We start from the raw sequence: 22,669 nt of genomic DNA, 5'->3' as shown, positions 1-22,669 counted from the left end.
TCAGTTCTTGAACGCCTTGGCCGCGTCGGACTCCAGTTTCTGCTGGGTGCCCGCCACGTCCTTGGGGTTGCGCAGGAAGTCCTGGAGGTGCTTCCACTCGCCCTGCCCGGGCTTGCCGCCGAAGGAGGCGGGGGCCTGGTCGGACATGTCGAAGCGGAAGTCGTCACCCGCCGAGACCAGCGCCTTGGCGATGGAGCGCAGTACGTCGTTGGGGTACACGGCCGGGTCGAGGTTCTTGTTGGCCGAGATGAAGCCGCCCTCGTGCGCCCAGATGCCGGCGGCGTCGGAGGAGGCGAGGAAGGTCAGCAGCGCCTGCGCGGCCTTGCTGTCCTTGAGGGCCACCCCGACGTCGCCGCCGGTCACCACGGGCGAGTCGGACCCCACCGCCGGGAAGGGGAAGACCTTCGCGTCGGTGCCGATCTTCACGTTCGCGCCGAGGATGTTGGCGGCCGCCATGTCGCCCTCGAAGACCATGCCCGCTTTCGCCTTCTCGCCACCGACGAAGGTCTGGGTGACGGAGGCCGGGAAGGTGACCTGGATGGCGCCGGCGTTGCCGCCCGCCAGCAGCTCCTGCTTGCCGAAGAGCTGCCCGAGGGTGGTCAGTGCTTCCTTGACGGACGGGTCCGTCCATTTGATCTTGTGCTGGGCGAGCCGGTCGTACTTCTCCTTGCCCGCCTGGGAGAGATAGACGTTCTCGAACCAGTCGGTCAGGGTCCAGCCGTCCGCGCCGCCGACCGACACCGGCGGGACGCCGTAGTCGGCGATCACCTGGGCGGTGCGCAGGAAGTCGGTCCAGGACTTGGGCTCCTTCGCGCCCGCCGCATCGAAGATCTTGGTGTTGTACCAGACCAGGGACTTGTTGCTGGTCTTGAAGTACACGCCGTACCGCTTGCCCTCGTACGAGGCGAGGTCCTGCCACCCCTTGGCGTAGTTCTTCTCCAGCTGCGCGGTGGCCTCACCGCCGAGCGGCTTGAGCCAGCCCTTGCGCGCGAACTCCTTGAGCACGCCCGGCTGCTGGAGCATCGCCACGTCCGGCGCCTCGCCGCCGGCTATCTTCGAGCCGATGAAGGAGGACATGTCGTCGCCGCTGGGCACGAACGACACCTCGGCGCCCGTCCGCTTGGCGAATTCGTCCAGCACCTTCGTGAAGTTCTTCTGCTCCGCGCCCGTCCAGACGGCGGTGACCTTGAGCTTCTGCCCGGAGAGCTTGGGGAGGTCGACGGTGTTCGGGAGCGGTTTCGACGAGCCCGTCTTCTCGCCGTCCTTCGGATCCTTGCCGTCGTCCCCGCAGCCGGCGGCTGTCAGGGCCAGTGCGGCCGCCGCGACCAGAGCCAGTGCGCCGCGCGTCGCGCGCGCCCCGCGCGGCGAACTGCGAAGCGGTGTACGCGATAGAAGTGGTGTACGCGATATACGCATAGCCGTCCTCCCCGTGCCCGGTTCCCCGTGGACGGCCGCGCGCCGTACGTCGAACCGGCGTACGGCCTGTCTCCCGTGCCGACAGTCCTACGCCGGGTCCGGAGCTGCCGCAATACCGCATCGGGTATCAACTCACCGATCGTGACCGGGCTGTGATGCGGCGTCACACCGACTCGTGCCGCGGGGCCCCGGTGGACCCGCCCGTCACGCCGGGCGGGGCGGGTCCGGCGGGAGGAGCGGCGGAGCCGGGGACGTGCCCGCCGACTGGGCGGCACGCAGCAGGGCACTGGCGAGCAGGGCCAGGTCGGTCGGTCCGTTGCCCAGCTCGCGCAGGGGGCGGCGGGTGGGCGGGTCGCCCATGCGCTGCCAGTCCACGGGCACGACCGTCGGGCGCAGCGTCGCCGTCCGGGGGATCCGTCCCGTGACCCGGCCCGCCTGGAACGGGGTCATCGCGTCGTCGTCCGGCCGCTGCAACCTGCCGCGCCCCGGGGCGGGTTCGCCCGAGCCGCTGCCGTCACCCGCGCCGTCCGCCGACGCGGGCGCGATCTCCAGCGTGACGCGCAGGCCCGACCGCTCGACCGCCGCCGTGTCGGCCGTGCGGTCCGGGCGCCCGGACGCGGCGACCAGGTGCACGCCGAGCCGCTCGCCGTCCCGGGCCACGGACTCCAGCGCCCGCACGACGGAACCGGCCGCCGGGCGGCCCGTGCTGCCGAGGGCAGGAGCGACGAGCGCGTCGAAGTCGTCGACGAGGACGACGAGGCGGGGCAGGGCCGTCTCGGCGGTGCGCGCCGGGCCGTCCTTCTGCGCGCGCAGCTTGAGGGTGCCGCTCGGCGCGGGGTCGAGGTCGCCGGACGCCGCGTCCGCCGGGCGGCGGGGCGAGATGATCTGCGCGGCGGTGTGCTGGGCGTGCCACCCGCAGAAGTCCAGCCGGCCCAGCAGCTCGGCGCGGCGCTTGAGCTCCGAACTCAGCGCCTGGGCGAACTCCCGCATCCGCACCGGGTCGGCGGCCGCCAGATACGTCGACACGTGCGGCAGGTCCGTGCAGACCCGCAGCCCCTCGCCGCGCTCGGCGCCCGCCCCGTCGACCAGGACGAGCGAGAGCCGGTCGGGGCGGTCGGCGGCCGCCAGCGACGCGGCGAGCGACCGCAGCAGCTCGGTCTTCCCGCAGCCGGGCCCGCCCTCGACGAGCAGATGCGGGCCGTCGGCGGCCAGGTCGACGGTCAGCGGCCCGTGCGGACCGGCGCCGAGGACCGCGACGGCCCGTCCGCCGGGCCGGGCGCCCCGGTCCGTGGCCGCCGCCCAACGGGCCGTCAGCGAGGCGGGGGTGGCCCGGGCCAGGCCCAGCTCGTCCAGCAGCCGCGCGGTCCGCGGCAGCGCCGCCACCACCCGCCCGGCCTGTCCGTGTGCTCCCTGCGCGTCCGCCATCCGCAGCGGCGCCAGCGCCCGCGCGAACCGCTCGGCCCACGCCGCCGACACCGCGTCGACGGCGGCGATGACGGTACTGCCGCCGGGCGCCGATGCCGGGTGGGCGCCGGTGCCGTGGGCGGGCGCCGGGACCGTACCGCCGTACTGCGTGGCGTGTCCGCCGAGCGCGGGCGGGCCGCCGGCCGGCCCGTACCCGCCGGGGGCCGTGCCGCCGGCCTGCGGGCCCGTGCCCGCCTCGAACGCCGCGCCGCCGCGGTGGAGCACCTGCACCACCGTGGCCACGTCCCCGCTCAGCAGCGCCACCGCGCCGCACTGCGGGAAGGCCGGGGAGACCGCGCGGGCCGTGTCGAGGGTGGCGGAGACGGGGGAGGCGGGGGTGGTCGCCGGGGCGTCCGCCAGGCACAGGAGGTGGATGCCCGCCGCCGGGCCGCCCGTGGCCAGCCGCGAGACCGTCTCCCGCAGCGCGGGCGAGCCGGGGTCGCCGTCGACGATCAGGATCGTGTACGGCCCGGTGTGGTGCTCGACGACCGAGGCCACGGCCTCGGGGGCCGCGGTCGCCCAGTTCGGCCCGAGGGGGCCGTCGTCGAGGCGGCGCACGAGCTCCGCCGTACGGGCCTCGGCCTGCTCGCGGTCGTAGGCGACCAGCAGCCGGCAGTCCTGCCCGTGCGTGGGCCGCAGCTGCGGCAGCCAGCCGAGCCAGGACCACTCCGCCAGCCGCTCCTCCACGCTCCGCGAACGGTCGGCACTGATCAGGACGAATTCGAGCGCGGCGGGCGGGTGCAGCGCCGCGAGCTGCGCGAGGACGGACCGGGCCAGCCCGGACAGCCGCTCCCGGGGGCCCGCCAGGCCGAGCGCCCCGACCTCCCGCAGCGCGACCGTCACCGGCACGGACGGCAGCAGCCCGCTGCCGTCGGCGGCGTACCGGTCGGTGGTGCCGAGCCGCACGGTCAGCAGGTCCGCGTGGTCCGGGCCGCGCTCCCACAGCCGGGGCCCGGGGCCGAGCGCGGTCAGCAGCACGCACGCCGGGTCGGGCCACCGCTCGCGCAGCGACCCCGCCAGGGCACGGGCGCGCTCCGCGTCACCCTCGGCCGAGGGCGGCCACTCCTCGGCGACGACCGCCCGCTCGGCTCCCCGCCCGCCGGCCAGCCGCCGGGCCCAGGCGCCTATGCCGCGATTGCGGCCGCCCCGCTTGCCCTCGGCCCGCTCCTCGCCCGCGGTGGGCGGTGCGCTCCGGTCGTCGGGAACGTCGAACTGGGTGCCACGGCCGCCGTGGGTGATGTGCCCGACCGGGGCGTACCCGTCGGGGGAGTAGTCGTCGGTGGCGTAGTCGGGGGTGTAGGGGTCGGGCGCTCCGACGAAGCCGGTGTGGTGGCGAGGCCCGGGCACGGAGGGATCGCCGTAGCCGCTCGGCGCCACGGCTTCCGGCGAGCCGAAGTAGCCCTCGGTGAAGCCGGTGGGCCCGGGGAACCCGACGATCCCGACCGACTGGTGGGTCTCGGCGGTCCTGGCCGCGCCCGTGGTGGCGTGCGCCATCGCGGGGCCGCCGCCTGAGTCACCGAAGCCGCCGGCCGGGGCGGGACCCGCGCCCTGGGGGGCGCGGGACGGCCCGGGGACGCCGGCGTACCCGCCGCCCGCGCCCGCGAACCCGGCGGAACCCTCGGCCCAGGAGGTCGTCCCCCGGGGCTGCCCCGCACTGCCGGGCACCGTCCCCGCCGACACCCGGAGGTGCCCCTCCCCGTCCGGTGCCGCCGGAAGGACGCGCGGCGAGGCGTCGGAAGGGCTGTGCAGGCTCAGCGTGGACTCGCCGACCCGCAGCAGCGTGCCGGAGGGGAAGGGGACCGGGCGGCCGTCGACCGGGGTGCCGTCGAGGACGGTGCCATTGGTGGAGCCCAGATCGTGCAGGGTGACGGCGCCGTCGTCGCTGACGGTGACCGCGCAGTGCAGCCGGGAGACGTCGGGGTCGTCGAGGGGCACGTCCGCCGAGCTGGAGCGGCCGATGCGGACCTCGCCGCCGTGCAGCAGGTGCACGCCGCCCGCGTCCGGCCCGGAGACCACGTGCAGCCGGGCGGCGGCCTCCGGCACGCCGGACAGGAGCACGCCCGCGTGCCGGTCCGGGTCGGCCGGGGCGCCCAGGGACAGGACGGCGCCGTCGATCAGTGGTGGCTCGCCCAGCGCGCAGCGCTGCGCGTCGAGCCGCTCGGCGCCGGCGTAGACGACGACGGCACCGCTGCCGAGATCGCAGCCGGCCGCCGCGGCGGCGGCCGCGAGGCCGCTCGCCACACTGGCGAGGGCCGTCCCGGCGGGGGCGGTCACCAGCACATCGCAGGCGCGCGTGGCGTGAGGGGTGGTGTGGCCGCTGAGCGGCCCGAGGACGGTCAGCCGGATCTGCATCGCCGTCAACGGTCCCTTCCTGCCCGGGGTGCCGGCAGGGTTCCGCACTTCCCCCACCACGCACGGGCGCGTCGGCACGTACAGGTCACCACGTTCGCGCGGGGCCTCCCGCTCCCTCCCCGCCGCATCCGTGCTGTGAGCATCCTCGCACCTGCCACTGACGACGCGCCCGGCGAGAGCCAATTCGTGATCTTGAACGACCATCCGAAGGTGCGAAAACGTGAGGTCGCGAACACCGGATGGCGAAGTCGTGCCGCACCGTGTTCGCTCCGGGTTCGCTAAGGCCCGCTCCCCGTCCCGCACCGTCAGCCGTCCGTGCCCGGTTCCCTCACACGGGGGGCGCGGCGGGACGCGTGTGGCAACCATCTGTCCGGAACGCGCGTCTTTCCCATGAGCCCCACTGAACGAGACCCGTCAACGGGCGGTGCGGCAGCACTACAGTGGGCGAATGGCCGGGCAGCGGCCACCGCAAGCTTGGATCACGATCAGGGAGCGCATGACGTGCGGCCGGTAGGCAGCAAGTACCTGCTCGAGGAGCCGCTCGGACGCGGAGCCACGGGCGTCGTCTGGCGAGCCCGCCAGCGAGAGGCGGCCGGCGCCGAGGCCGCCGTGGCCGGCCAGCCCGGCGAGACCGTCGCGATCAAGGTCCTCAAGGAGGAGCTGGCGAACGACGCGGACGTCGTGATGCGCTTCCTGCGGGAGCGCTCCGTCCTGCTGCGGCTCACCCACCCCAATATCGTCCGCACCCGCGACCTCGTCGTCGAGGGCGATCTGCTGGCGCTCGTCATGGACCTGGTCGACGGCCCGGACCTGCACCGCTATCTGCGCGACAACGGCCCCTTCACCCCCGTGGCGGCCGCGCTCCTGACCGCCCAGATCGCCGACGCCCTCGCGGCCAGCCACGCCGACGGCGTCGTGCACCGCGACCTCAAGCCCGCCAACGTCCTCCTGCGGAACGACGGCCAGGCGATGCACCCGATGCTCACCGACTTCGGCATCGCCCGCCTCGCGGACTCGCCCGGTCTCACCCGCACCCACGAATTCGTCGGCACCCCGGCCTATGTCGCGCCCGAGTCCGCCGAGGGCCGCCCGCAGACGTCCGCCGTCGACATCTACGGCGCGGGCATCCTGCTGTACGAGCTGGTCACCGGCCGTCCGCCGTTCGCCGGCTCGACCGCCCTGGAGGTCCTGCACCGCCACCTCAGCGAGGAGCCGCGCCGCCCGACCACCGTCCCCGAGCCGCTGTGGACGGTCATCGAGCGCTGCCTGCGCAAGCGCCCCGAGGAGCGGCCCAGCGCCGAGAACCTCGCCCGTGCCCTGCGCGTCGTCGCCGCCGGTGTCGGCGTGCACGCCTCCCCGGCCCAGGCCGAGGCCGCGCTCGGGGTCGCCGCGCTGCTCGCCCCGGACCCCGAGCCCGCCCAGGTGCCCGGCACCGGCGCGGACGGCGGCGCCGGTCCCGGCGACGCGGAGCCCACCCAGATGCTCCCGTCGAACGCGGGCTCCTACGACCCGAACGCCGCGACCAGCTTCCTGCCGACCACCCCGCCCGGTCGGAACGATCCGGCCGGCCCGAACGCCGACCCGACCCAGGTGCTGCCCGCCGGCCCCGGCGGTCCGCAGGCGGGCGACCCCACCCGCGTCATGCCGCCGGTGCCCCCGGGCCCGCCGCAGCCCTCGGGCGACGACCCGCACCCGTGGCAGACCCAGCTGCGCGCGGCCCGCGACCGCAACGACCAGACGCAGGTCCAGTACCTGGACCCGAGCGAGGACCCGCTGCGCCGCCGCCCCACGCGCCGGGCCGGTGCGCCCCAGCAGCCCCCGCAGCAGCCCCCGCGTCATCAGCAACAGCCGCCGCAGGGCCAGCAGTACGGGCAGCAGTACGGCCAACAGCAGTACGGGCAGCAGCCGCCGCAGCCCCAGCCCCAGCAGTACTCCCCGCAGCGTCCGCCCCAGCGGCAGCCGAGGCAGCAGCCGCAGCGGCAGCCTCAGCCGCGCTACCAGCAGCCGCCGCAGCCGCCCCAGCAGCAGCACCAGCCGCAGCGCTACACCCCGCCGCCCGCACCCGAGCCCGCCGCCCCGCGCCGCGAGCCCAGGTCGCCGCGGCAGCGCAGCGCGAACCCGATGCGGATTCCGGGGCTGGGCTGCCTCAAGGGCTGTCTGTTCATGATCCTCATCCTTGTCCTCGGGTCCTGGCTGGTCTGGGAGTTCACCCCGCTCAAGGACTGGGTCGCCGACGGCAAGAGCTTCTGGGACGCCACCTGGGACTGGGTCACCGACGTCAAGAACTGGGTCTCCGACCTCGGGTCGGGCAAGTAGCCCGCCCTGTCACCGGCCGGGCCGGGGGGCGTCCCCCGGCCGCCCCCTCTCCGGCACGATCTTGGAGACTTGTCGACATCTGAAGGGTGTTTTCTGCCGCAGAAGCGGCGGTCGGCTCAGATCGGTGCCCCTAACATCCCTTCAGCCGCGTAGCTTTGTCGCCAACGCGCCCTCCCCGGGGGTCGGAGGACCAGGAAAGGAAGCCGAAGAGTCTTGGCACGGAAGATCGGCAGCCGGTACACCGCCCACCAGGTCCTGGGGCGCGGCAGTGCCGGCACGGTGTGGCTTGGCGAGGGCCCCGAGGGCCCGGTCGCCATCAAGCTCCTGCGTGAGGACCTCGCGTCCGACCAGGAGCTCGTCGGCCGGTTCGTGCAGGAGCGCGCGGCCCTCCTCGGCCTCGACCATCCGAACGTCGTCGGGGTGCGCGACCTCGTCGTCGACGGCGCCGACCTCGCCCTCGTCATGGACCTCATCCGAGGGACGGACCTGCGCACCCGCCTCGACCACGAGCGCCGCCTCGCCCCCGAGGCCGCCGTCGCCATCGTCGCCGACGTCGCGGACGGGCTCGCCGCCGCGCACGCCGCCGGGATCGTGCACCGCGACGTCAAGCCGGAGAACGTCCTGCTCGACATGGCGGGCCCGCTCGGCCCCGCCGGGGCGCACCCCGCGCTGCTCACCGACTTCGGCATCGCCCGCCTCGTGGACACCCCGCGCCGCGCCGCCGCCACCGGCGGACTCGGCGGCTCCGCAGCCCCGGGCGCCCGTTCCCCGAACCCGCGCAGCGTCATCGGCACGCCCGACTACCTCGCCCCCGAGATCATCGAGGGCCTGCCGCCGCGCGCCTCCGTCGACGTCTACGCCCTCGCCACCGTGCTCTACGAGCTGCTGGCGGGCTTCACGCCCTTCGGCGGCGGCCACCCGGGCGCCGTCCTGCGGCGGCACGTCACCGAGACGGTGGCGCCGCTGCCCGGCATCCCCGACGAGCTGTGGCAGCTGATCGTCCAGTGCCTCGCCAAGGGCCCCGCGTCCCGGCTGCGGGCCTCGGAGCTGGCGGTGCGGCTGCGGGAGCTGCTGCCGAGCCTGGCCGGCTACCCGCCGCTCGACATCGACGAGCCCGAGGACGGGCAGAGCGCCGCGGACGCCGGGCGGGACGGTGCCTACGACGACCGGTCCGCGGCGGCCGTGGCCGCCGAGCCGCGCCGCCGGGGCGTGGTGCCGCTCGTGCCGGGCGCCGTCGCCGACTCCAGCCGCGACACCCACACGAGCATGCGCGTGCCCGGCCCCGAGGAGCTGGCGGGCGGCGCCCACGGCACGGCCCGCGCCCCGCGCGCTGCCGGGGAGCGCCGGGCGGGCTCCGCGCGCCACCGGTCGGCCGCGGAAGCGCTGCGGCGCCGCCGCGTGAAGTTCGGCGCCGCAGCGGTGGCGCTGGCCGCGGCGGCCGGGGTGGGCGGCTGGTTCGCCGTGGCCGACCACGACTCCGGCGACACCAAGCCGGGCGTCCACCGCACGGAGCCCTCGCCGGGCAGGTAGCGCGTGGATCGGGCGGCCCGCCCGTGGCCCTCCGGCCCCGGTGGAAGGCCGGCCACGGCGGCCGGGCGCGGCGGCGACACACGGGCCCGTTCGACGCCGCCCCGCCCGCGAGCCGCGGGCCTTCGCCAGGCAGGTGGCCCACCCGAGGGCGGCGGGCCGCGCCTTCGCCGGGCGGATCGCACGGCGGGTCCGTGCCCGGACGCGGCGCGACACACGGGGGCCCGTTCGACGCCGCCCCGGCGACATGGCGCCCGGCCCCGGCCCCCTGTCGAAGGGAGTGGCGCCCGGCCCCCGCCGAAGGGAGACGCTCCGCTCCCCCCGGGCTATTGCCCGGGCTCTTGAGGCAGCCCCTATATAGCCGTTATGGCCCGGAAATGCCGGGCCGCGGCCCGGAAATACCCGCCCCGGAGATCCTCGGCGGCCACCTTCGGGCCGTGCAGCCCGGCGCAGCCGTTAGGCTGGGTGCGTGGCAGTCGTTGATGTATCCGAAGAGCTGAAGTCCCTCTCCTCGACCATGGGGTCGATCGAGGCCGTCCTGGACCTCGACAAGATGAGGGCCGACATCGCCGTGCTCGAGGAGCAGGCGGCGGCCCCGTCCCTGTGGGACGACCCGGACGCGGCGCAGAAGATCACCAGCCAGCTGTCGCACCTCCAGGCGGAGCTGCGCAAGACCGAGGCGCTGCGCGGCCGCATCGACGACCTCGCGGTGCTCTTCGAGCTCGCCGAGGCCGAGGACGACGCGGACACCCTCGCCGAGGCCGAGGCCGAGCTGACCGCGGTCCGCAAGGCGCTGGACGAGATGGAGGTCCGTACCCTCCTCTCCGGCGAGTACGACTCCCGCGAGGCGCTGGTCAACATCCGCGCCGAGGCCGGTGGCGTCGACGCCTCCGATTTCGCCGAGCGCCTGCAGCGCATGTACCTGCGCTGGGCCGAGCGCCACGGTTACAAGACGGAGGTCTACGAAACCTCGTACGCGGAAGAGGCCGGCATCAAGTCGACCACCTTCGCCGTGCAGGTCCCGTACGCCTACGGCACGCTCTCCGTCGAGCAGGGCACCCACCGCCTCGTGCGCATCTCGCCCTTCGACAACCAGGGCCGCCGCCAGACGTCCTTCGCGGGCGTCGAGGTGCTGCCGGTCGTCGAGCAGACCGACCACGTCGAGATCGACGAGTCCGACCTGCGCGTCGACGTCTACCGCTCCTCCGGCCCCGGTGGCCAGGGCGTCAACACCACCGACTCCGCGGTCCGGCTGACCCACCTGCCGACCGGCATCGTCGTCTCCTGCCAGAACGAGCGCTCGCAGATCCAGAACAAGGCGACCGCGATGAACGTCCTCCAGGCGAAGCTCCTCGAGCGCCGCCGCCAGGAGGAGCAGGAGAAGATGAACGCGCTCAAGGGCGACGGCGGCAACTCCTGGGGCAACCAGATGCGTTCGTACGTCCTGCACCCGTACCAGATGGTGAAGGACCTGCGTACCGAGTTCGAGGTCGGCAACCCCACCTCCGTGCTCGACGGCGACATCGACGGCTTCCTCGAGGCCGGTATCCGCTGGCGCAAGCAGCAGGAGAAGTAGTCCAACCGCCGACATAGTCGGACATCGCGCCCTTAACTGCCTTGACGCCACCCTGAAAACTGTGAAGGGTGGCGTTCGGCATGCGTATCACTGGGGCGCGTGTGGCGGGGGGCGAGCGGCCCGGCTGGTACGGCCGGTTCAGCCACGTGTGGTCCCCAGGGCGCCATGGCCCCGTGAAGAGCTGCTCCAATGACGAGTTCAGCTACTGGGGGTAGCAGGCAGATGACGAAGAACACGCGACTGCGCGTCGCGCGAATAACTGCCGGTGCGGTGATCGTGGCGGGTGCGTCGCTGACCGCCGCCGGTGTGGCCTCGGCCGCCGGGGTGGATGTCGAGGTCGGCGGCATCGGTGTGAAGGCGACCGTCGGGGCCGCCCCGACGGTCGAGCCCACGGTCGAGCCGACCGTCGACCCGACCGAGATCCCGCAGCCGACGCAGCCGCCCACCACCGGCGGTACGACGACCACGGGCGGCACCACCACCGGTGGTACCACCACGGGCGGCACCACTTCTGGTGGTACCACCACGGGCGGTACGACCACGGGTGGCACGACGACCGGCGGTACGACGACGGGCGGCACCACCACGGGCGGCACCACTTCTGGTGGTACCACCACCGGCGGTACGACGACCACGGGCGGCACGACCTCCGGTGGTACGACCAGCGGCGGCAGCACCAGCGGTGGCTCGACGAGCGGCAGCACCACGTCCGGCGGTTCCACCAGCGGTGGGTCCACCTCCGGCGGCAGCACCACGACCGGCGGCTCGACCTCCGGCGGCTCGACCTCCGGCGGCTCGACCTCCGGCGGCTCGACCTCCGGCGGCTCGACCTCCGAGGGCTCCACCGGCGGGGACGACGACGGTGACAGCACCGGCGGCTCCACCGGCGGCTCCACCGGCGGCGACGACCACAGCGGCTCGGTCACCGGCGGCAGCGGCAAGGGTGACGACGCCACGACGTGCCCGGTGGACACCGACTCCCACTGCGGCACCAGCACCGACAGCGCCGGCTCCAAGCCCGTGCAGCAGGCCAAGCCGAAGGAGCAGCTGGCCCAGACGGGTGCCGGTCAGACGTCCTTCCTGCTGGTCGGCGCCGCGACGATGATCGCCGGCGGCATCGGCTTCCGGATGCTCCCGCGCCTGGTCAACCGGAGCACCGCGGCCTGACCCGGTACCGCGTGCGCTGATACGACGAAGGCCCGGAGCGGGCAAACGCTCCGGGCCTTCGTCATGTCATACGGTCATGTCTACGGTGAGTAATCGTGCTCCGCGGGGGTTACGTCCGCGTGAGGATGCGCATACGCTCCGTCCGTAAGCCGATCGTCGAGCGCGGTCGGGTGATTACGCGGCGAGGCCGTGGGCGACCAGGGCCACCGCGACGAGCGCCACCAGCAGTGCGATCAAGGTGGCGGGCGTCAGTGCGGCGAACGCGCCTTCCTGCTGCTCAAGCCGCTGTCGGCTGGCCCGGCAGACCGGGCACCTGCCCTCGCTGACCCGGCCCGCGCAGCTGGCGCACACCAGTCGGTCGCATGTCATGCGATCTCCTCCTCCGGCACGTCCAACGCGCGGGATACCCGTGTGGTTCCCCTTACCACTGTGCCAGCTTTCCCGCCGTTCGGCGCGACTGCTCGCGCGCAGCGCAAAACGGGGCCCAAATGTCCTCGTTTTGTCCCCGATGGTGTCGGTAATAAACGCGCCAACCCCGGATGCCGACTGCGCGTGCACCGGTCGTTCGCGTATGGTCACGCACACCGACGGGAGCCGCGCGCGCGGTGTTCCGTGCCACTATCCAGGTCGACGCGTGGTGCACTCGTGATCCGATTCGACAACGTCTCCAAGTCCTACCCGAAGCAGAACCGTCCGGCGCTCCGCGACGTCTCGCTGGAGATCGAGAAAGGCGAGTTCGTCTTCCTCGTCGGTTCCTCGGGTTCGGGCAAATCCACCTTTCTGCGGCTGCTGCTGCGCGAGGAGCGGGCCAGCCACGGGCAGGTCCACGTGCTCGGCAAGGACCTCGCCCGGCTCTCCAACTGGAAAGTGCCGCAGATGCGCCGCCAGTTGGGCACCGTCTTCCAGGACTTCCGGCTGCTGCCCAACAAGACGGTCGGCGAGAACGTCGCCTTCGCCCTCGAGGTCATCGGCAAGCCGCGCGGTGAGATCCGCAAGGGCGTGCCGCAGGTCCTCGATCTGGTGGGCCTCGGCGGCAAGGAGGACCGGATGCCCGGTGAGCTGTCCGGTGGTGAACAGCAGCGGGTGGCCATCGCTCGCGCGTTCGTCAACCGGCCGATGCTGCTGATCGCCGACGAACCGACCGGCAATCTCGACCCGCAGACCTCCGTCGGCATCATGAAGCTGCTGGACCGGATCAACCGGACCGGGACGACCGTCATCATGGCCACGCACGACCAGCAGATCGTGGACCAGATGCGCAAGCGCGTCATCGAATTGGAAAAGGGCCGGCTCGTGCGCGACCAGTCGCGCGGCGTCTACGGCTACCAGCACTGAAAGGACGCCATGCGCGCCCAGTTCGTCCTGTCGGAGATCGGCGTCGGTCTCCGCCGTAATCTCACGATGACCTTCGCGGTCATCGTCTCCGTCGCCCTGTCGCTCGCCCTGTTCGGCGGGTCGCTGCTCATGCGCGAGCAGGTCAGCACGATGAAGGGCTACTGGTACGACAAGGTCAACGTCTCGATCTTCCTCTGCAACAAGGTCGACGCCGAGTCGGACCCCGCCTGTGTGAAGGGCGCGGCCACCGAGGACCAGAAGAAGCAGATCAAGGCCGACCTGGAAAAGATGCGGGTCGTCCAGAGCGTTCAGTTCGAAACGAGCGACGAGGCGTACAAGCACTACAAGGAACAGTTCGGGAAATCCCCGATCGCCGGTTCCCTGACGCCGGACCAGATGCAGGAGTCCTTCCGGGTCAAGCTCAAGGACCCGTCCCAGTACAAGGTGATCTCCAGCGCCTTCTCGCAGCGCCCCGGCGTCCAGGTGGTGCAGGACCAGAAGACCCTGCTGGAGAACCTCTTCAATCTCCTCAACGGCATGAATCTCGCGGCGCTCGGCGTGATGGGCCTGATGCTCGTCGTGGCGCTGATGCTGATCGTCAACACGGTCCGGGTCTCGGCGTTCAGCCGCCGCCGGGAGACCGGGATCATGCGGCTGGTCGGCGCGTCCAGCATCTACATCCAGATCCCCTTCATCATGGAGGCGGCCTTCGCCGGGCTCCTCGGCGCGGGCTTCGCCTGCGTCCTGCTCGTCTGCGGGCAGTACTTCCTGGTGAACAACTGGCTCGCGCACCACGTCGACGTCATCCAGTTCATCGGCTGGGACGCGGTGCTCGCCAAGCTGCCGCTGGTGCTCGCGATCGGTTTGCTGATGCCCGCGCTCGCCGCCTTCGTCGCGCTGCGGAAGTACCTCAAGGTGTAACCGGCCGCGCACCGGAACACAGGACATGCGCCGAGGGCGCCGTACGGTCAACTCCCCGTACGGCGCCCTCTCGTGTCCTAGACTCTCGCGCATGCCCGGCCCGACGATGTTCGTTCCGCCGCGCCGCGTCCGTCGTGGAGCGGCTCTGACACTGGTCTTCGCGAGTGTGCTCGCGGCCGGTGCCACCGCCGGTTCCTGGGGGATGGACCGGCAGGACGGCACGGAGCGCGCGGGCGGCAGGTCCTCCCGTACGGTCGCGAGGGCCGTGGACCGCCGGGCCGTGGAGGCGGCCGCCGCGCAGGCCGCGCGGAAGGGCAAGTCCGGTTCGGAGGCCGCCGCCGAGGTGGTCAGCCGCAGTGGCGACCGCTGGAGCGCGGTCTACAGCGCCCGCGAGTACGAAGGTTTCCAGCGCGCGTTGGACGGCGCGTACGTCGGTGTCGGTCTCTCCGCCCGGCGCGGGCCCGGCGGCCGGACGGAGATCGACGGAGTCCAGCCCGGCAGCCCCGCCGAGCGCGCCGGGCTCCGCCCCGGCGACCGGGTCCGCACGGTCGACGGCGCGGACACCACCGGTCGTCCCGTCACCGAGACCGTCGCCCGGCTGCGGGGCGACGCCGGCAGCCCGACGCCCGGCGGCGACGCACGGAAGCCCTCGGTCCGGGCCGCCGCGGCCGCGCCCGGCACGCCCGTGCGCCTGGGCCTCGAACGCGGGAACCGCACCTGGGAGCGCACCCTGCACCGGCAGCGGCTGACCACCGAGAGCGTCACCGTCGACCGGCTCCGTGACGACGAGGCCCCCGCCACCCGGATCAAGGTTGCCTCCTTCACCAAGGGCACCGGCGAGCGGGTCCGGGAGGCGGTGCGGGCCGCCGAGCGCGGCGAGGGCATCCTGCTGGACCTGCGCGGCAACTCCGGGGGCCTGGTCACCGAGGCCGTCGACGCCGCCTCCGCCTTCCTCGACGGCGGCCTCGTCGCCACCTATGACGTGCACGGCGAGCAGCGCGTGCTCCAGGCCGAGCCCGGCGGTCACACCCGGCCGGCGCTGGTCGTCCTCGTCGACGGCGGCACGATGAGCGCCGCCGAGCTGCTGGCCGGCGCCCTCCAGGACCGGGGCCGGGCCGTCCTCGTCGGCGGGCCCACCTTCGGGAAGGGGTCCGTGCAGATGCCCAGCCGGCTCCCCGACGGCTCGGTGGCCGAGCTGACCGTCGGCCATTACCGCACCCCCGCCGGGCGGGCGGTCGACGGCCGGGGCATCACCCCCGACCTGGTCGTCCGCGGTGATGCCGAGCGGCGGGCCCGCACAGTATTGAGTGGCCTCGGGGTGGGGTCCTAGTGCGAGAATGACCGCGCTATGGCTAAGCAGAAGAAAGAGACCCCAGGTCGCAAGCTGGTCGCGCAGAACAAGAAGGCGCGCCACGATTACCACATTCTGGACACCTACGAGTGCGGCATGGTGCTGACGGGCACCGAGGTCAAGTCGCTCCGCCAGGGCCGGTCCTCGCTGGTGGACGGCTTTGTGCAGATCGACGGCGGCGAGGCGTGGCTGCACAACGCCCACATCCCCGAGTACACCCAGGGGACGTGGACCAATCACAGCGCGCGCCGCAAGCGCAAGCTGCTCCTGCACCGCGTCGAGATCGACAAGCTCGACTCCAAGTCGCAGGAGACGGGCCACACGATCGTGCCGCTGGCGATCTACTTCAAGGAGGGCCGGGCCAAGGTCGAGATCGCCCTCGCCAAGGGCAAGAAGGAGTACGACAAGCGGCAGACGCTGCGCGAGAAGCAGGACACGCGGGAGTCGAACCGCGCGATCGCCGCCGCGCGCAGGCGCCAGCGGGCGAAGCAGCAGACGCTGTAGCCCTCCCGGGGCCCGCCCCCGGGAATACGCTGGCACCCTCGTGCGTTGGTCACGTACGATGGGCATCGCACACCACCGGGTGGTGCCGGGTGTGCATCTTGAAAAATCAACATGGGGATGATCGGTTTCGACAGCGGATGTCGAAGCAGGGGAAGCGTGTCGAGGAAGCGGCAATGATCTCGTAAACCATATGTCGCAACCTATAATCGCCAACACCAAGCGCGATTCCTTCGCCCTCGCTGCCTAAGTAGCGACTTGCGAAGTGTCAGCCCGGGCTTGTTCCCGACCCGGATCCTGGCATCAGCTAGGGAACTAAACTTCTAGACCCGGTCACGGGGTCTGGAAGGAAATCAAACAGTGGCTGGGCCCGTCGGAGACTTGTTCGCGTGATCTCCGGGGCCGAGAAAAGCGCAGCGAACTGCACACGGAGAAGCCCTGATTCTGCACCGTTGGACGCGGGTTCGATTCCCGCCATCTCCACTCATCCCATGTGAGCCTGAGGCCCGCGACACCGTCGCGGGCCTCAGGTTTTTCCATGCCCGATCACGGGCCTCAAGGCCGCCGCAGCCGGAGCGAGAGCAGCGCCATCGACACCATCAGTACCAGCAGCACCAGCATGGCGACCCGGAGGTCCACGGCCTCGGCGATGCCGCCGATGATGGGCGGGCCCGCCAGGAATCCGACGTAGCCGACCGCGGAGACGGCGGCGATCGCCGGGCCGGGCCGGGCCGGCCGGAGCTCGGCCGCGTGCCCGAAGACCACGGGGATGACGGCCGCCATGCCGAGCCCGAGGAGCGCGTATCCGGCGAAGCCCGCGCCGGGGCTGGCGACGGAGATCGAGACCACCGACCCGGCGGCGGCGACGAGCGAGCACCCGAGGGTGAAGCGGACCGTTCCCGTGCGGGCCCGGATCCGGTCGGCCGAGAGCCGCCCGATGACCATCCCGGCGGAGAAGACGGCGAAGCCCGCGCCGGCCGCGCCGGGGGAGGCGCCGGTCACGTCGTGGAGGTAGACCGCTCCCCAGTCGTTCATGACGCCCTCGCCCATCAGGGCGCAGAAGGCCACGAGCCCCGGGATCCACAGCCCCGCCGTGGGCAGGGCGAACAGCGGCCCCGGGTCCTCGGCGGTCTCCCGTGGGTCGGGCAGCAGGGCCGTCGCGGCCACGGCCATCGGCACGCACAGGACCGCCGCGGTGAGCGCGAAGTGCCGGCCCACGCCCACGTCCGCGGAGGCGGCCAGGCTGCCGACCACGGCGCCCACGATGCCGCCGATGCTGAACATGGCGTGGAAGCCGCCCAGGACGGCCCGGCGGTACGCCCGCTCGACCATCACCCCCTGGGTGTTCATGGCGACGTCGACGGCGGTGTTGCCGCAGGCGAACAGCGCCAGGTTCGCGGTCAGCAGCGGGAGGCTGGGGGTGACGGCCAGGCCCGCGAGGGCGGCCAGATAGACGGCCATGCCGGTGAACAGCACGGGGCGGCTGCCGAACCTGGCCACCAGGCCGCCCACGAGCGGCAGGCCGAGGAACGCGCCGCCGCTGAGGCCGACCAGGGCCACGGCGAGCTGCCCGGCGGACAGATCGAGCCGGTCCTGGACGGCCGGGACCCGGGACGCCCAAGTGGCGAACGCCGCCCCGGTGATGAAGAACACCGCGGACACCGCCGCTCTCGCGGCGCGCAGCCGGGAAGGCGTTTCGGGCGGGCCCGGCTCCGGCGTCTGCCGGACCGGGGCCCGTCCGTCCGGGGCATCCGATGTGTTCTTCATGAAGCGGCGCGTCCCTCTCCTCGGTCTCCGGCGTACTCTCCAGTCTCTGTACTTGTCCTGCTCAACACCTCACAAAACGGTCAGACGGCGTAGGGGTCGGACGGGTGGCGAAAGAGGACTCATTCCGCTTCGCGCGCGCAGCGGCGGGCGAGGGCGACGAGCGAGGCGCGTTCCTCGACGAGCACCTTGTGGAACACGTCGGCGAACGTGCGCATGGTGCGTGGGTCATTCGGCGGGCCGAGTGAGCTGAAGCTCTGGCCGAGGACCAGCCGGCGCCGGCAGATCTCCTCGGCCACCGGGTACTCCTCGGGCCGGTAGGCGTGCCCCGGGCGGGCGTGGCCGCAGGACCAGGGGCAGCCGCGCCCGTAGCCGCGCAGCTCCTGGAACAGCGTCTGGGCGGGCACGGGTTGGGGCTGCCAGCGCATGATGCCGAGCCCTTCCGCGCGCACCGCCCGCTCCACGGCCTCCCGGAAGGCCTCCACCGGGACGTCGTCCAGGCCGAGCCCCTCGGGCTCGACGAGCAGCGGGTAGAAGAAGTACACGTGGGTGAGGCCCTCGGGCACCACCGGCGGCCTGATGCCGGGGATGCCGTCGAGCGCCGCGGTGAGCGCCGCCCCGTTGTCCCGCCGGATCCGTGACATCTCCGGCAGCCGGGTCAGCTGGGAACGGGCGAAGGCCGCGGCGAGCACGTCGATCCGGTAATTCCAGCCCATGATGCGGGCGTTGTAGTCGCGCCCCTGGCCCGGTAGCTCCTCGCCGAACATCAGGACCCGGCGCGCGAGCCGGTACTGCTCCTCGTCCCGGGTGGCGAACAGCCCGCCCTCGCCGAGCGCCGACAGGGTCTTCGAGCCGTTGAGGCTGGCCCCGCTCATGGTGCCCAGCGCCCCCACCGGGCGGTCGCGGTAGGTGGCGCCGTGTGCCTGGGCGGCGTCCTCGATCAGGGCCAGCCCGCGGTGGTCGGCGATCCGGCGCAGCGCGTCGTAGTCGGCGGGCAGGCCGTTGAGGTCCACCGCGATGATCGCGCGGGTGCGGCCGGTGATCCGCTCCTCGACCAGGGCGGGGTCGATGTTGAACGTCTCGATGCCGGTGTCCACGAAGACGGGGATGGCATTGGCCTGGAGCACGCTCGACGCCGAGGCGAGAAACGTGTCGGCGGGTACGAGCACCTCGTCGCCCGGCTCGACCCCCGCCGCGGCGATCGCCATGTGCAGGGCGGCGGTGCCGGAATTGGCGGCGAGCACGTAGGGCATGCCGGTGAACTGCGCCCAGGCCTCTTCGAGTTCCTGCACGGGCTTCATCGGCCAGTGCCATGGGGTCGCCTGGTCCAGGGCGCCGAGCACGGCCTTGCGGTCCTCGTCGAGGATGTACGGCCACGGCGCCACCGCGCCCTCGGGGATGACCCGCTCCCCTCCGTCCACCGCTAGCATGCCGCCGCCCTGCTCTCCAGGCCGCCGGGGCCCCCGCTCAGCCGCCTCCTGGCGGGCGGCTCCCGGCGGAAGACCGCCTTCGCCGACGGGAGCTCGGGGAAGCGCCCCAGCTCGGCGGCGAGCGCCCTGAGCCCCGCCAGCAGCGTGATCTGCGGCTTGAAGTGGAGTGCGGTCAGCCGGGAGACGTCGGCCACCAGGGCGAAGCTGTCCTCCAGGCTGCTGACGTCGGCCTCCAGCAGCGCCGGCCTGCCCGTGGCCTCGGCCACCGTGTCGGCCAGTTCGCGCATGGAGACGTCACTGCCGGTGCCCAGGTTGTAGATCTCACCCTCCGCCCCGCGGTCGGCGAGCGTGATGAGCGCGCGGCACAGATCGTCGACATGGATGAAGTCCCGCGACTTGCGGTCGATGTCGCCGACCACGGGGATCGGCCGTTCGTTGAGCTGCCAGCGCAGGAACTGCGACACCTCGCCCCCGGCCCGGCGCGGGTCCTCACCCGGCCCGTAGATCACGAAGGAACGGCCGATGACGACCGGCAGCCCCGAGGTCCGCTGCAGGCTGCGCAGCGTGAGCTCGCCGGAGAGCTTGGAGGCCCCGTAGGGGAGGAACGGTCCCGTGGGGTGGTCCTCGCGGATGGGCGAGTGCTGGGGCGTGCCGTAGACGATGGCGGAAGAGAGGTAGACCAGCCGTCGCACGCCGAGTTCGAGGGCGGCGTTGCCGACGTTGCAGGTGGCCAGCGCGTTGAGGTGGAAGTCATAACGGGGGTTCTCGACGGACACGGTCCCGCTGGCGTTCCCCGCCAGGTGGAAGACGACGTCCGCGCCCTGCAGGGCCAGCAGCGTCTCGCCGTAGTCCCGCAGGTCCGCCCGCAGGTGACGGACGCCGGGCAGGGACGCGATGTCCTCGCCGAGGGCGGCGTGGTCGACGACGGTGACCTTCTTGCCCAAGAGGCTCAGGGCCGCGACGAGACGACGGCCGACGAAGCCGGCGCCGCCGGTGACCGCCACCTCGTCGTGCCCGTACAGGGTGCTGTCGAAAGGGGCGCTGCCGGAAAGAGCGCCGGTGGAAAGAGTGCTGGTGGTAAGGGAATTGAACGTACCTGGTGCATGGCTCAAGGCTGCTCCCACGTGGTAGTTCCCGGGTCGCACTGTTGCTGCCATGGACGGAAGAACGGGCACGGGGTCGCACCGAACGAGCCGCATCGCCCCCGTCGCGGATGACCTAAGCCATGGAAGGCAATGCGCCGTGCGGCGCACAAGTGCCTGCCGGAGAATGACTGATTCGCAGCGTTGCCCTTCCGGCGGCCGCGGGCGTAAGGGGAACCCCCGACTTGCTATGGCCACCTGCGCAAACCCGGGAACATCCGCCGGATCCGGGCAACCATCGGGCCGGGGCGGCCATCTTCCTCATTGACCGACAGGGGGTGTGCGGTGAAGTGGACTCGGGCGGCGGTGGCCGTGGTGGGTGCGGGGCTGATGTGGCCGACGGCCGGTCTCGCGATGGCCGACGACGGGCCGGGCGGCGGGGTGAATCTGCTGGTCAACGGCGCGTTCGACAACCGGCCCGGCGAACTGATCGACATCGACGTCCGGGGTGTGCGGGCGGGCGCGGACGTGACCGTCACCTCGCCCGTCTTCGACCGGCCGGTCCGGCTGGCCCCCTCGGACGGCGGCCACCACGGGCGGCCCGCCGTCGAGATGTCCACTCCGCCCGGCACGTACCCGCTCAAGGTCACGGCGGACGGCAAGATCGTGGCCAGGGAACAGGTGGAGGTCAAGGCCTCGGAACGGCCGACGTTCCAGGTGACCACACCGGGCGACGAACTGCGGCCGGGCGAGCAGCTGGGGATGTGGTTCGACGATCTCTACCCCGGCGAGACCGGCGACGCCTTCACCGTGCGCTCCCCGGCCTTCCCCGCTCCGATCCGGCTGACCCACGACCCGAAGGGCGCCGACTGGAACAACCCCCGGATGTTCTCCGCGCTCGTACGGCTGCCGGCCGACGCGAAGGACGGCACGTACAAGGTGGAGCTGACCGGCCCGGACGGCCGGACCCTCCAGAACAAGGACCTCGTGGTCCGGGCCGCCCGGCCCGGTGACAGCGACTACGTGGGCAAGGCGCGCGGCCCCGCCTTCTTCTCCGACGAGGACCGGCCGGAGGACGCCCGCAGCTCCGGGGCGAAGATCGCGGCCGGTGGCTCGGTCAATGTGCTGTGGAGCGACGAGTCACCCGATCCGGGCGAGGAGGGCCGGCTGACCGCGACCTCCCCGGCGTTCGAGCGTGCGGTGCGCTTGAAGCGCGACGACAGCAAGGCGGGCGACGGCGACGACCCGCGCTACTACGGCCCGGCCCGCGTCCGGACCGACCTGGAATCCGGCCGCTACCCCGTCACCGTCGTCAGCCACCACGGCCGGGTGAAGAGGACCGGTCACCTCGTGGTCGCCGGATCCGCTCCCAAGTCCCCGGACGACGGCCCCGACCGCACGGTGCTTCTCGTCGGCGCGGGCACGGGCGGGGCGGCCGTGGCGGCAGCGGCGGGCGTGGTGATCTTCAGGCGGGTCCGGGCCCGCGCCTAGTGCCCTGCCGGGCGGGTCGATCGGGTTGATCCCAGCCCGTCCGGCGTTTAGCGGGCAGCGCCTTCGCGCGTCACGGAACCGTAGAGCTCGTACCGCTTGAAGCCCAGGTGCCGGGTCCCGCTGTGCTCCAGGACCCTGCCCCAGGCGGGGGAGGCGGCCAGGACGGGAAGGGCCGCCTCGTGGGCGGCGACGTCGGGCCACTCGGAGTACTTCAGGACGCGGGTGCCGTCCTTGGTGAGGTGGAAGTGGGCGGCGATCAGCCCGGGGATCGGAGTCTCCTGCTGGGCGGCGACGACGGTGTCGGCCCATGAGCGCTGCCGCTCGGGGGTGGTCGCGTCGACGGTGGCGAGGACGATCAGGCGCGGTGTGAGGGACGTGTCCCCCGTGATGCTCCGGTAGACGTGGGTGCGGTGCAGCCCCGGGCGCTCGATGCCGGGGACGGCCTCGTCGAGTTTGCCGATCATGCCGTCGCGGCGGGCGCGGGCCCAGGCGAGATGGGCCTCGTCGCTGGTCCACTGGGAGTAGTGGAGAAGGCTGCTGCCGTCGGTGTTGAGGAAGATGTGCAGGGCGAGGGACCCGTCGGCGTCTCCGCCGGGGCCCCGGCCCATGTTGTCCGACCACTCCGCGAGAGCCATGTCGGCGGCGGTGCGGGAGCCCTCGGCGCTGCCGACGACCCATTCACTGACGAGGTGGGTGCCGGCGTCGGGGCGGCCGACGTGGGGCAGTTCGAGGCGCGGGGTGGTGGACATGCGTGGTCGGACTCCTTGCGGTGATCGCTGGCAGGTCCGCTCAGCGTCGAACATCAACCACGCTTGAGGTCAAGGTGGTTAAGCAGTCGGGCGAGTCGGCCAGGACGGCGGCGCGGCGTGTTGCGGCCGAACACCGGGCCCGTGGCGGGGCGGGCCATGGCGATCAGGGTGCCGCCGCTGACGGCGAAGAAGGGGGAGGAGTTCGGGTGCGGGCTGTTCGGCATGTC

17 protein-coding genes and 1 other RNA gene are annotated in these 22,669 nt (G+C 72.8%); 10 read left to right on the top strand and 8 right to left on the bottom strand.

Annotation, left to right across the window (positions count from 1 at the left end):
- Together JO379_RS13215 and JO379_RS13210 are read right to left on the bottom strand one after the other, a co-directional pair.
- Positions 1-1,416, bottom strand: a complete 1,416-nt coding sequence (locus JO379_RS13215) for an ABC transporter substrate-binding protein (RefSeq protein WP_130878119.1) — start codon at positions 1,414-1,416, stop codon at positions 1-3.
- Positions 1,417-1,620: 204 nt separating this feature from the next.
- The gene (locus JO379_RS13210; protein ID WP_209518687.1) at positions 1,621-5,232 is read right to left on the bottom strand and encodes an FtsK/SpoIIIE domain-containing protein; all 3,612 of its coding nucleotides are present in this window, start codon (positions 5,230-5,232) and stop codon (positions 1,621-1,623) included.
- 501 nt (positions 5,233-5,733) lie between these two features.
- On the opposite strand from JO379_RS13210, the gene JO379_RS13205 reads away from it, so the two are divergent.
- The 4 genes from JO379_RS13205 (at position 5,734) to JO379_RS13190 (ending at position 11,818) form a co-directional block, all read left to right on the top strand.
- Positions 5,734-7,548, top strand: coding sequence for a serine/threonine-protein kinase (locus JO379_RS13205; protein ID WP_209515054.1), 1,815 nt, complete (start codon positions 5,734-5,736; stop codon positions 7,546-7,548).
- 213 nt (positions 7,549-7,761) lie between these two features.
- Entirely contained in the window at positions 7,762-9,078 is a 1,317-nt protein-coding gene (locus JO379_RS13200) for a serine/threonine-protein kinase (protein WP_130878117.1), read from the top strand.
- Positions 9,079-9,544: 466 nt separating this feature from the next.
- Positions 9,545-10,651, top strand: a complete 1,107-nt coding sequence (gene prfB, locus JO379_RS13195) for a peptide chain release factor 2 (protein ID WP_130878116.1) — start codon at positions 9,545-9,547, stop codon at positions 10,649-10,651.
- Positions 10,652-10,873: 222 nt separating this feature from the next.
- On the top strand, positions 10,874-11,818 hold the full coding sequence (locus JO379_RS13190) for an LPXTG cell wall anchor domain-containing protein (protein WP_209515052.1): 945 nt from the start codon (positions 10,874-10,876) through the stop codon (positions 11,816-11,818).
- A 174-nt stretch (positions 11,819-11,992) separates the two neighbouring features.
- Here JO379_RS13190 and JO379_RS13185 read toward each other — a convergent pair whose 3' ends face one another.
- On the bottom strand, positions 11,993-12,187 hold the full coding sequence (locus JO379_RS13185; protein ID WP_130878114.1) for a hypothetical protein: 195 nt from the start codon (positions 12,185-12,187) through the stop codon (positions 11,993-11,995).
- A 276-nt stretch (positions 12,188-12,463) separates the two neighbouring features.
- On the opposite strand from JO379_RS13185, the gene ftsE reads away from it, so the two are divergent.
- The 5 genes from ftsE to ssrA all read left to right on the top strand — a co-directional run bounded on the left by ftsE (position 12,464) and on the right by ssrA (position 16,412).
- Positions 12,464-13,153: a cell division ATP-binding protein FtsE gene (gene ftsE, locus JO379_RS13180; protein WP_130878113.1), complete on the top strand. Its 690-nt coding sequence runs from the start codon at positions 12,464-12,466 to the stop codon at positions 13,151-13,153.
- A gap of 9 nt (positions 13,154-13,162) precedes the next feature.
- Positions 13,163-14,074, top strand: a complete 912-nt coding sequence (gene ftsX, locus JO379_RS13175; protein WP_130878112.1) for a permease-like cell division protein FtsX — start codon at positions 13,163-13,165, stop codon at positions 14,072-14,074.
- A 91-nt stretch (positions 14,075-14,165) separates the two neighbouring features.
- On the top strand, positions 14,166-15,404 hold the full coding sequence (locus JO379_RS13170) for a S41 family peptidase (protein ID WP_207303913.1): 1,239 nt from the start codon (positions 14,166-14,168) through the stop codon (positions 15,402-15,404).
- A gap of 18 nt (positions 15,405-15,422) precedes the next feature.
- The gene (gene smpB, locus JO379_RS13165; RefSeq protein WP_130878110.1) at positions 15,423-15,929 is read left to right on the top strand and encodes an SsrA-binding protein SmpB; all 507 of its coding nucleotides are present in this window, start codon (positions 15,423-15,425) and stop codon (positions 15,927-15,929) included.
- A 113-nt stretch (positions 15,930-16,042) separates the two neighbouring features.
- Positions 16,043-16,412, top strand: a transfer-messenger RNA (tmRNA) gene (ssrA, locus tag JO379_RS13160).
- A gap of 69 nt (positions 16,413-16,481) precedes the next feature.
- On the opposite strand, the gene JO379_RS13155 is transcribed toward ssrA, so the two are convergent.
- The 3 genes from JO379_RS13155 to JO379_RS13145 all read right to left on the bottom strand — a co-directional run bounded on the left by JO379_RS13155 (position 16,482) and on the right by JO379_RS13145 (position 20,232).
- On the bottom strand, positions 16,482-17,693 hold the full coding sequence (locus JO379_RS13155; RefSeq protein ID WP_130878109.1) for an MFS transporter: 1,212 nt from the start codon (positions 17,691-17,693) through the stop codon (positions 16,482-16,484).
- A gap of 119 nt (positions 17,694-17,812) precedes the next feature.
- The gene (locus JO379_RS13150; protein ID WP_130878108.1) at positions 17,813-19,120 is read right to left on the bottom strand and encodes a DegT/DnrJ/EryC1/StrS family aminotransferase; all 1,308 of its coding nucleotides are present in this window, start codon (positions 19,118-19,120) and stop codon (positions 17,813-17,815) included.
- The gene (locus tag JO379_RS13145; RefSeq protein WP_245381452.1) at positions 19,114-20,232 is read right to left on the bottom strand and encodes an NAD-dependent epimerase/dehydratase family protein; all 1,119 of its coding nucleotides are present in this window, start codon (positions 20,230-20,232) and stop codon (positions 19,114-19,116) included. The genes JO379_RS13150 and JO379_RS13145 overlap by 7 nt, the downstream gene beginning before the upstream one ends.
- 315 nt (positions 20,233-20,547) lie before the next feature.
- Between JO379_RS13145 and JO379_RS13140 the strand changes: the two genes are divergently transcribed.
- Complete coding sequence (locus JO379_RS13140; RefSeq protein ID WP_209515050.1) at positions 20,548-21,693, top strand: hypothetical protein; 1,146 nt, start codon at positions 20,548-20,550, stop codon at positions 21,691-21,693.
- A gap of 47 nt (positions 21,694-21,740) precedes the next feature.
- Here the strand turns inward: JO379_RS13140 and JO379_RS13135 are convergent, their stop codons facing one another.
- Positions 21,741-22,442, bottom strand: a complete 702-nt coding sequence (locus JO379_RS13135) for an antibiotic biosynthesis monooxygenase (protein ID WP_165451542.1) — start codon at positions 22,440-22,442, stop codon at positions 21,741-21,743.
- 53 nt (positions 22,443-22,495) lie between these two features.
- Entirely contained in the window at positions 22,496-22,666 is a 171-nt protein-coding gene (locus JO379_RS13130) for a hypothetical protein (RefSeq protein WP_165451541.1), read from the bottom strand.
- Positions 22,667-22,669: the final 3 nt, after the last annotated feature.

Source organism: Streptomyces syringium, from assembly GCF_017876625.1.
GTDB lineage: Bacteria > Actinomycetota > Actinomycetes > Streptomycetales > Streptomycetaceae > Streptomyces > Streptomyces syringius.
The sequence above is the reverse complement of the archived record's forward strand: the minus strand, read 5'-3'. Positions and strand labels throughout refer to the sequence as shown.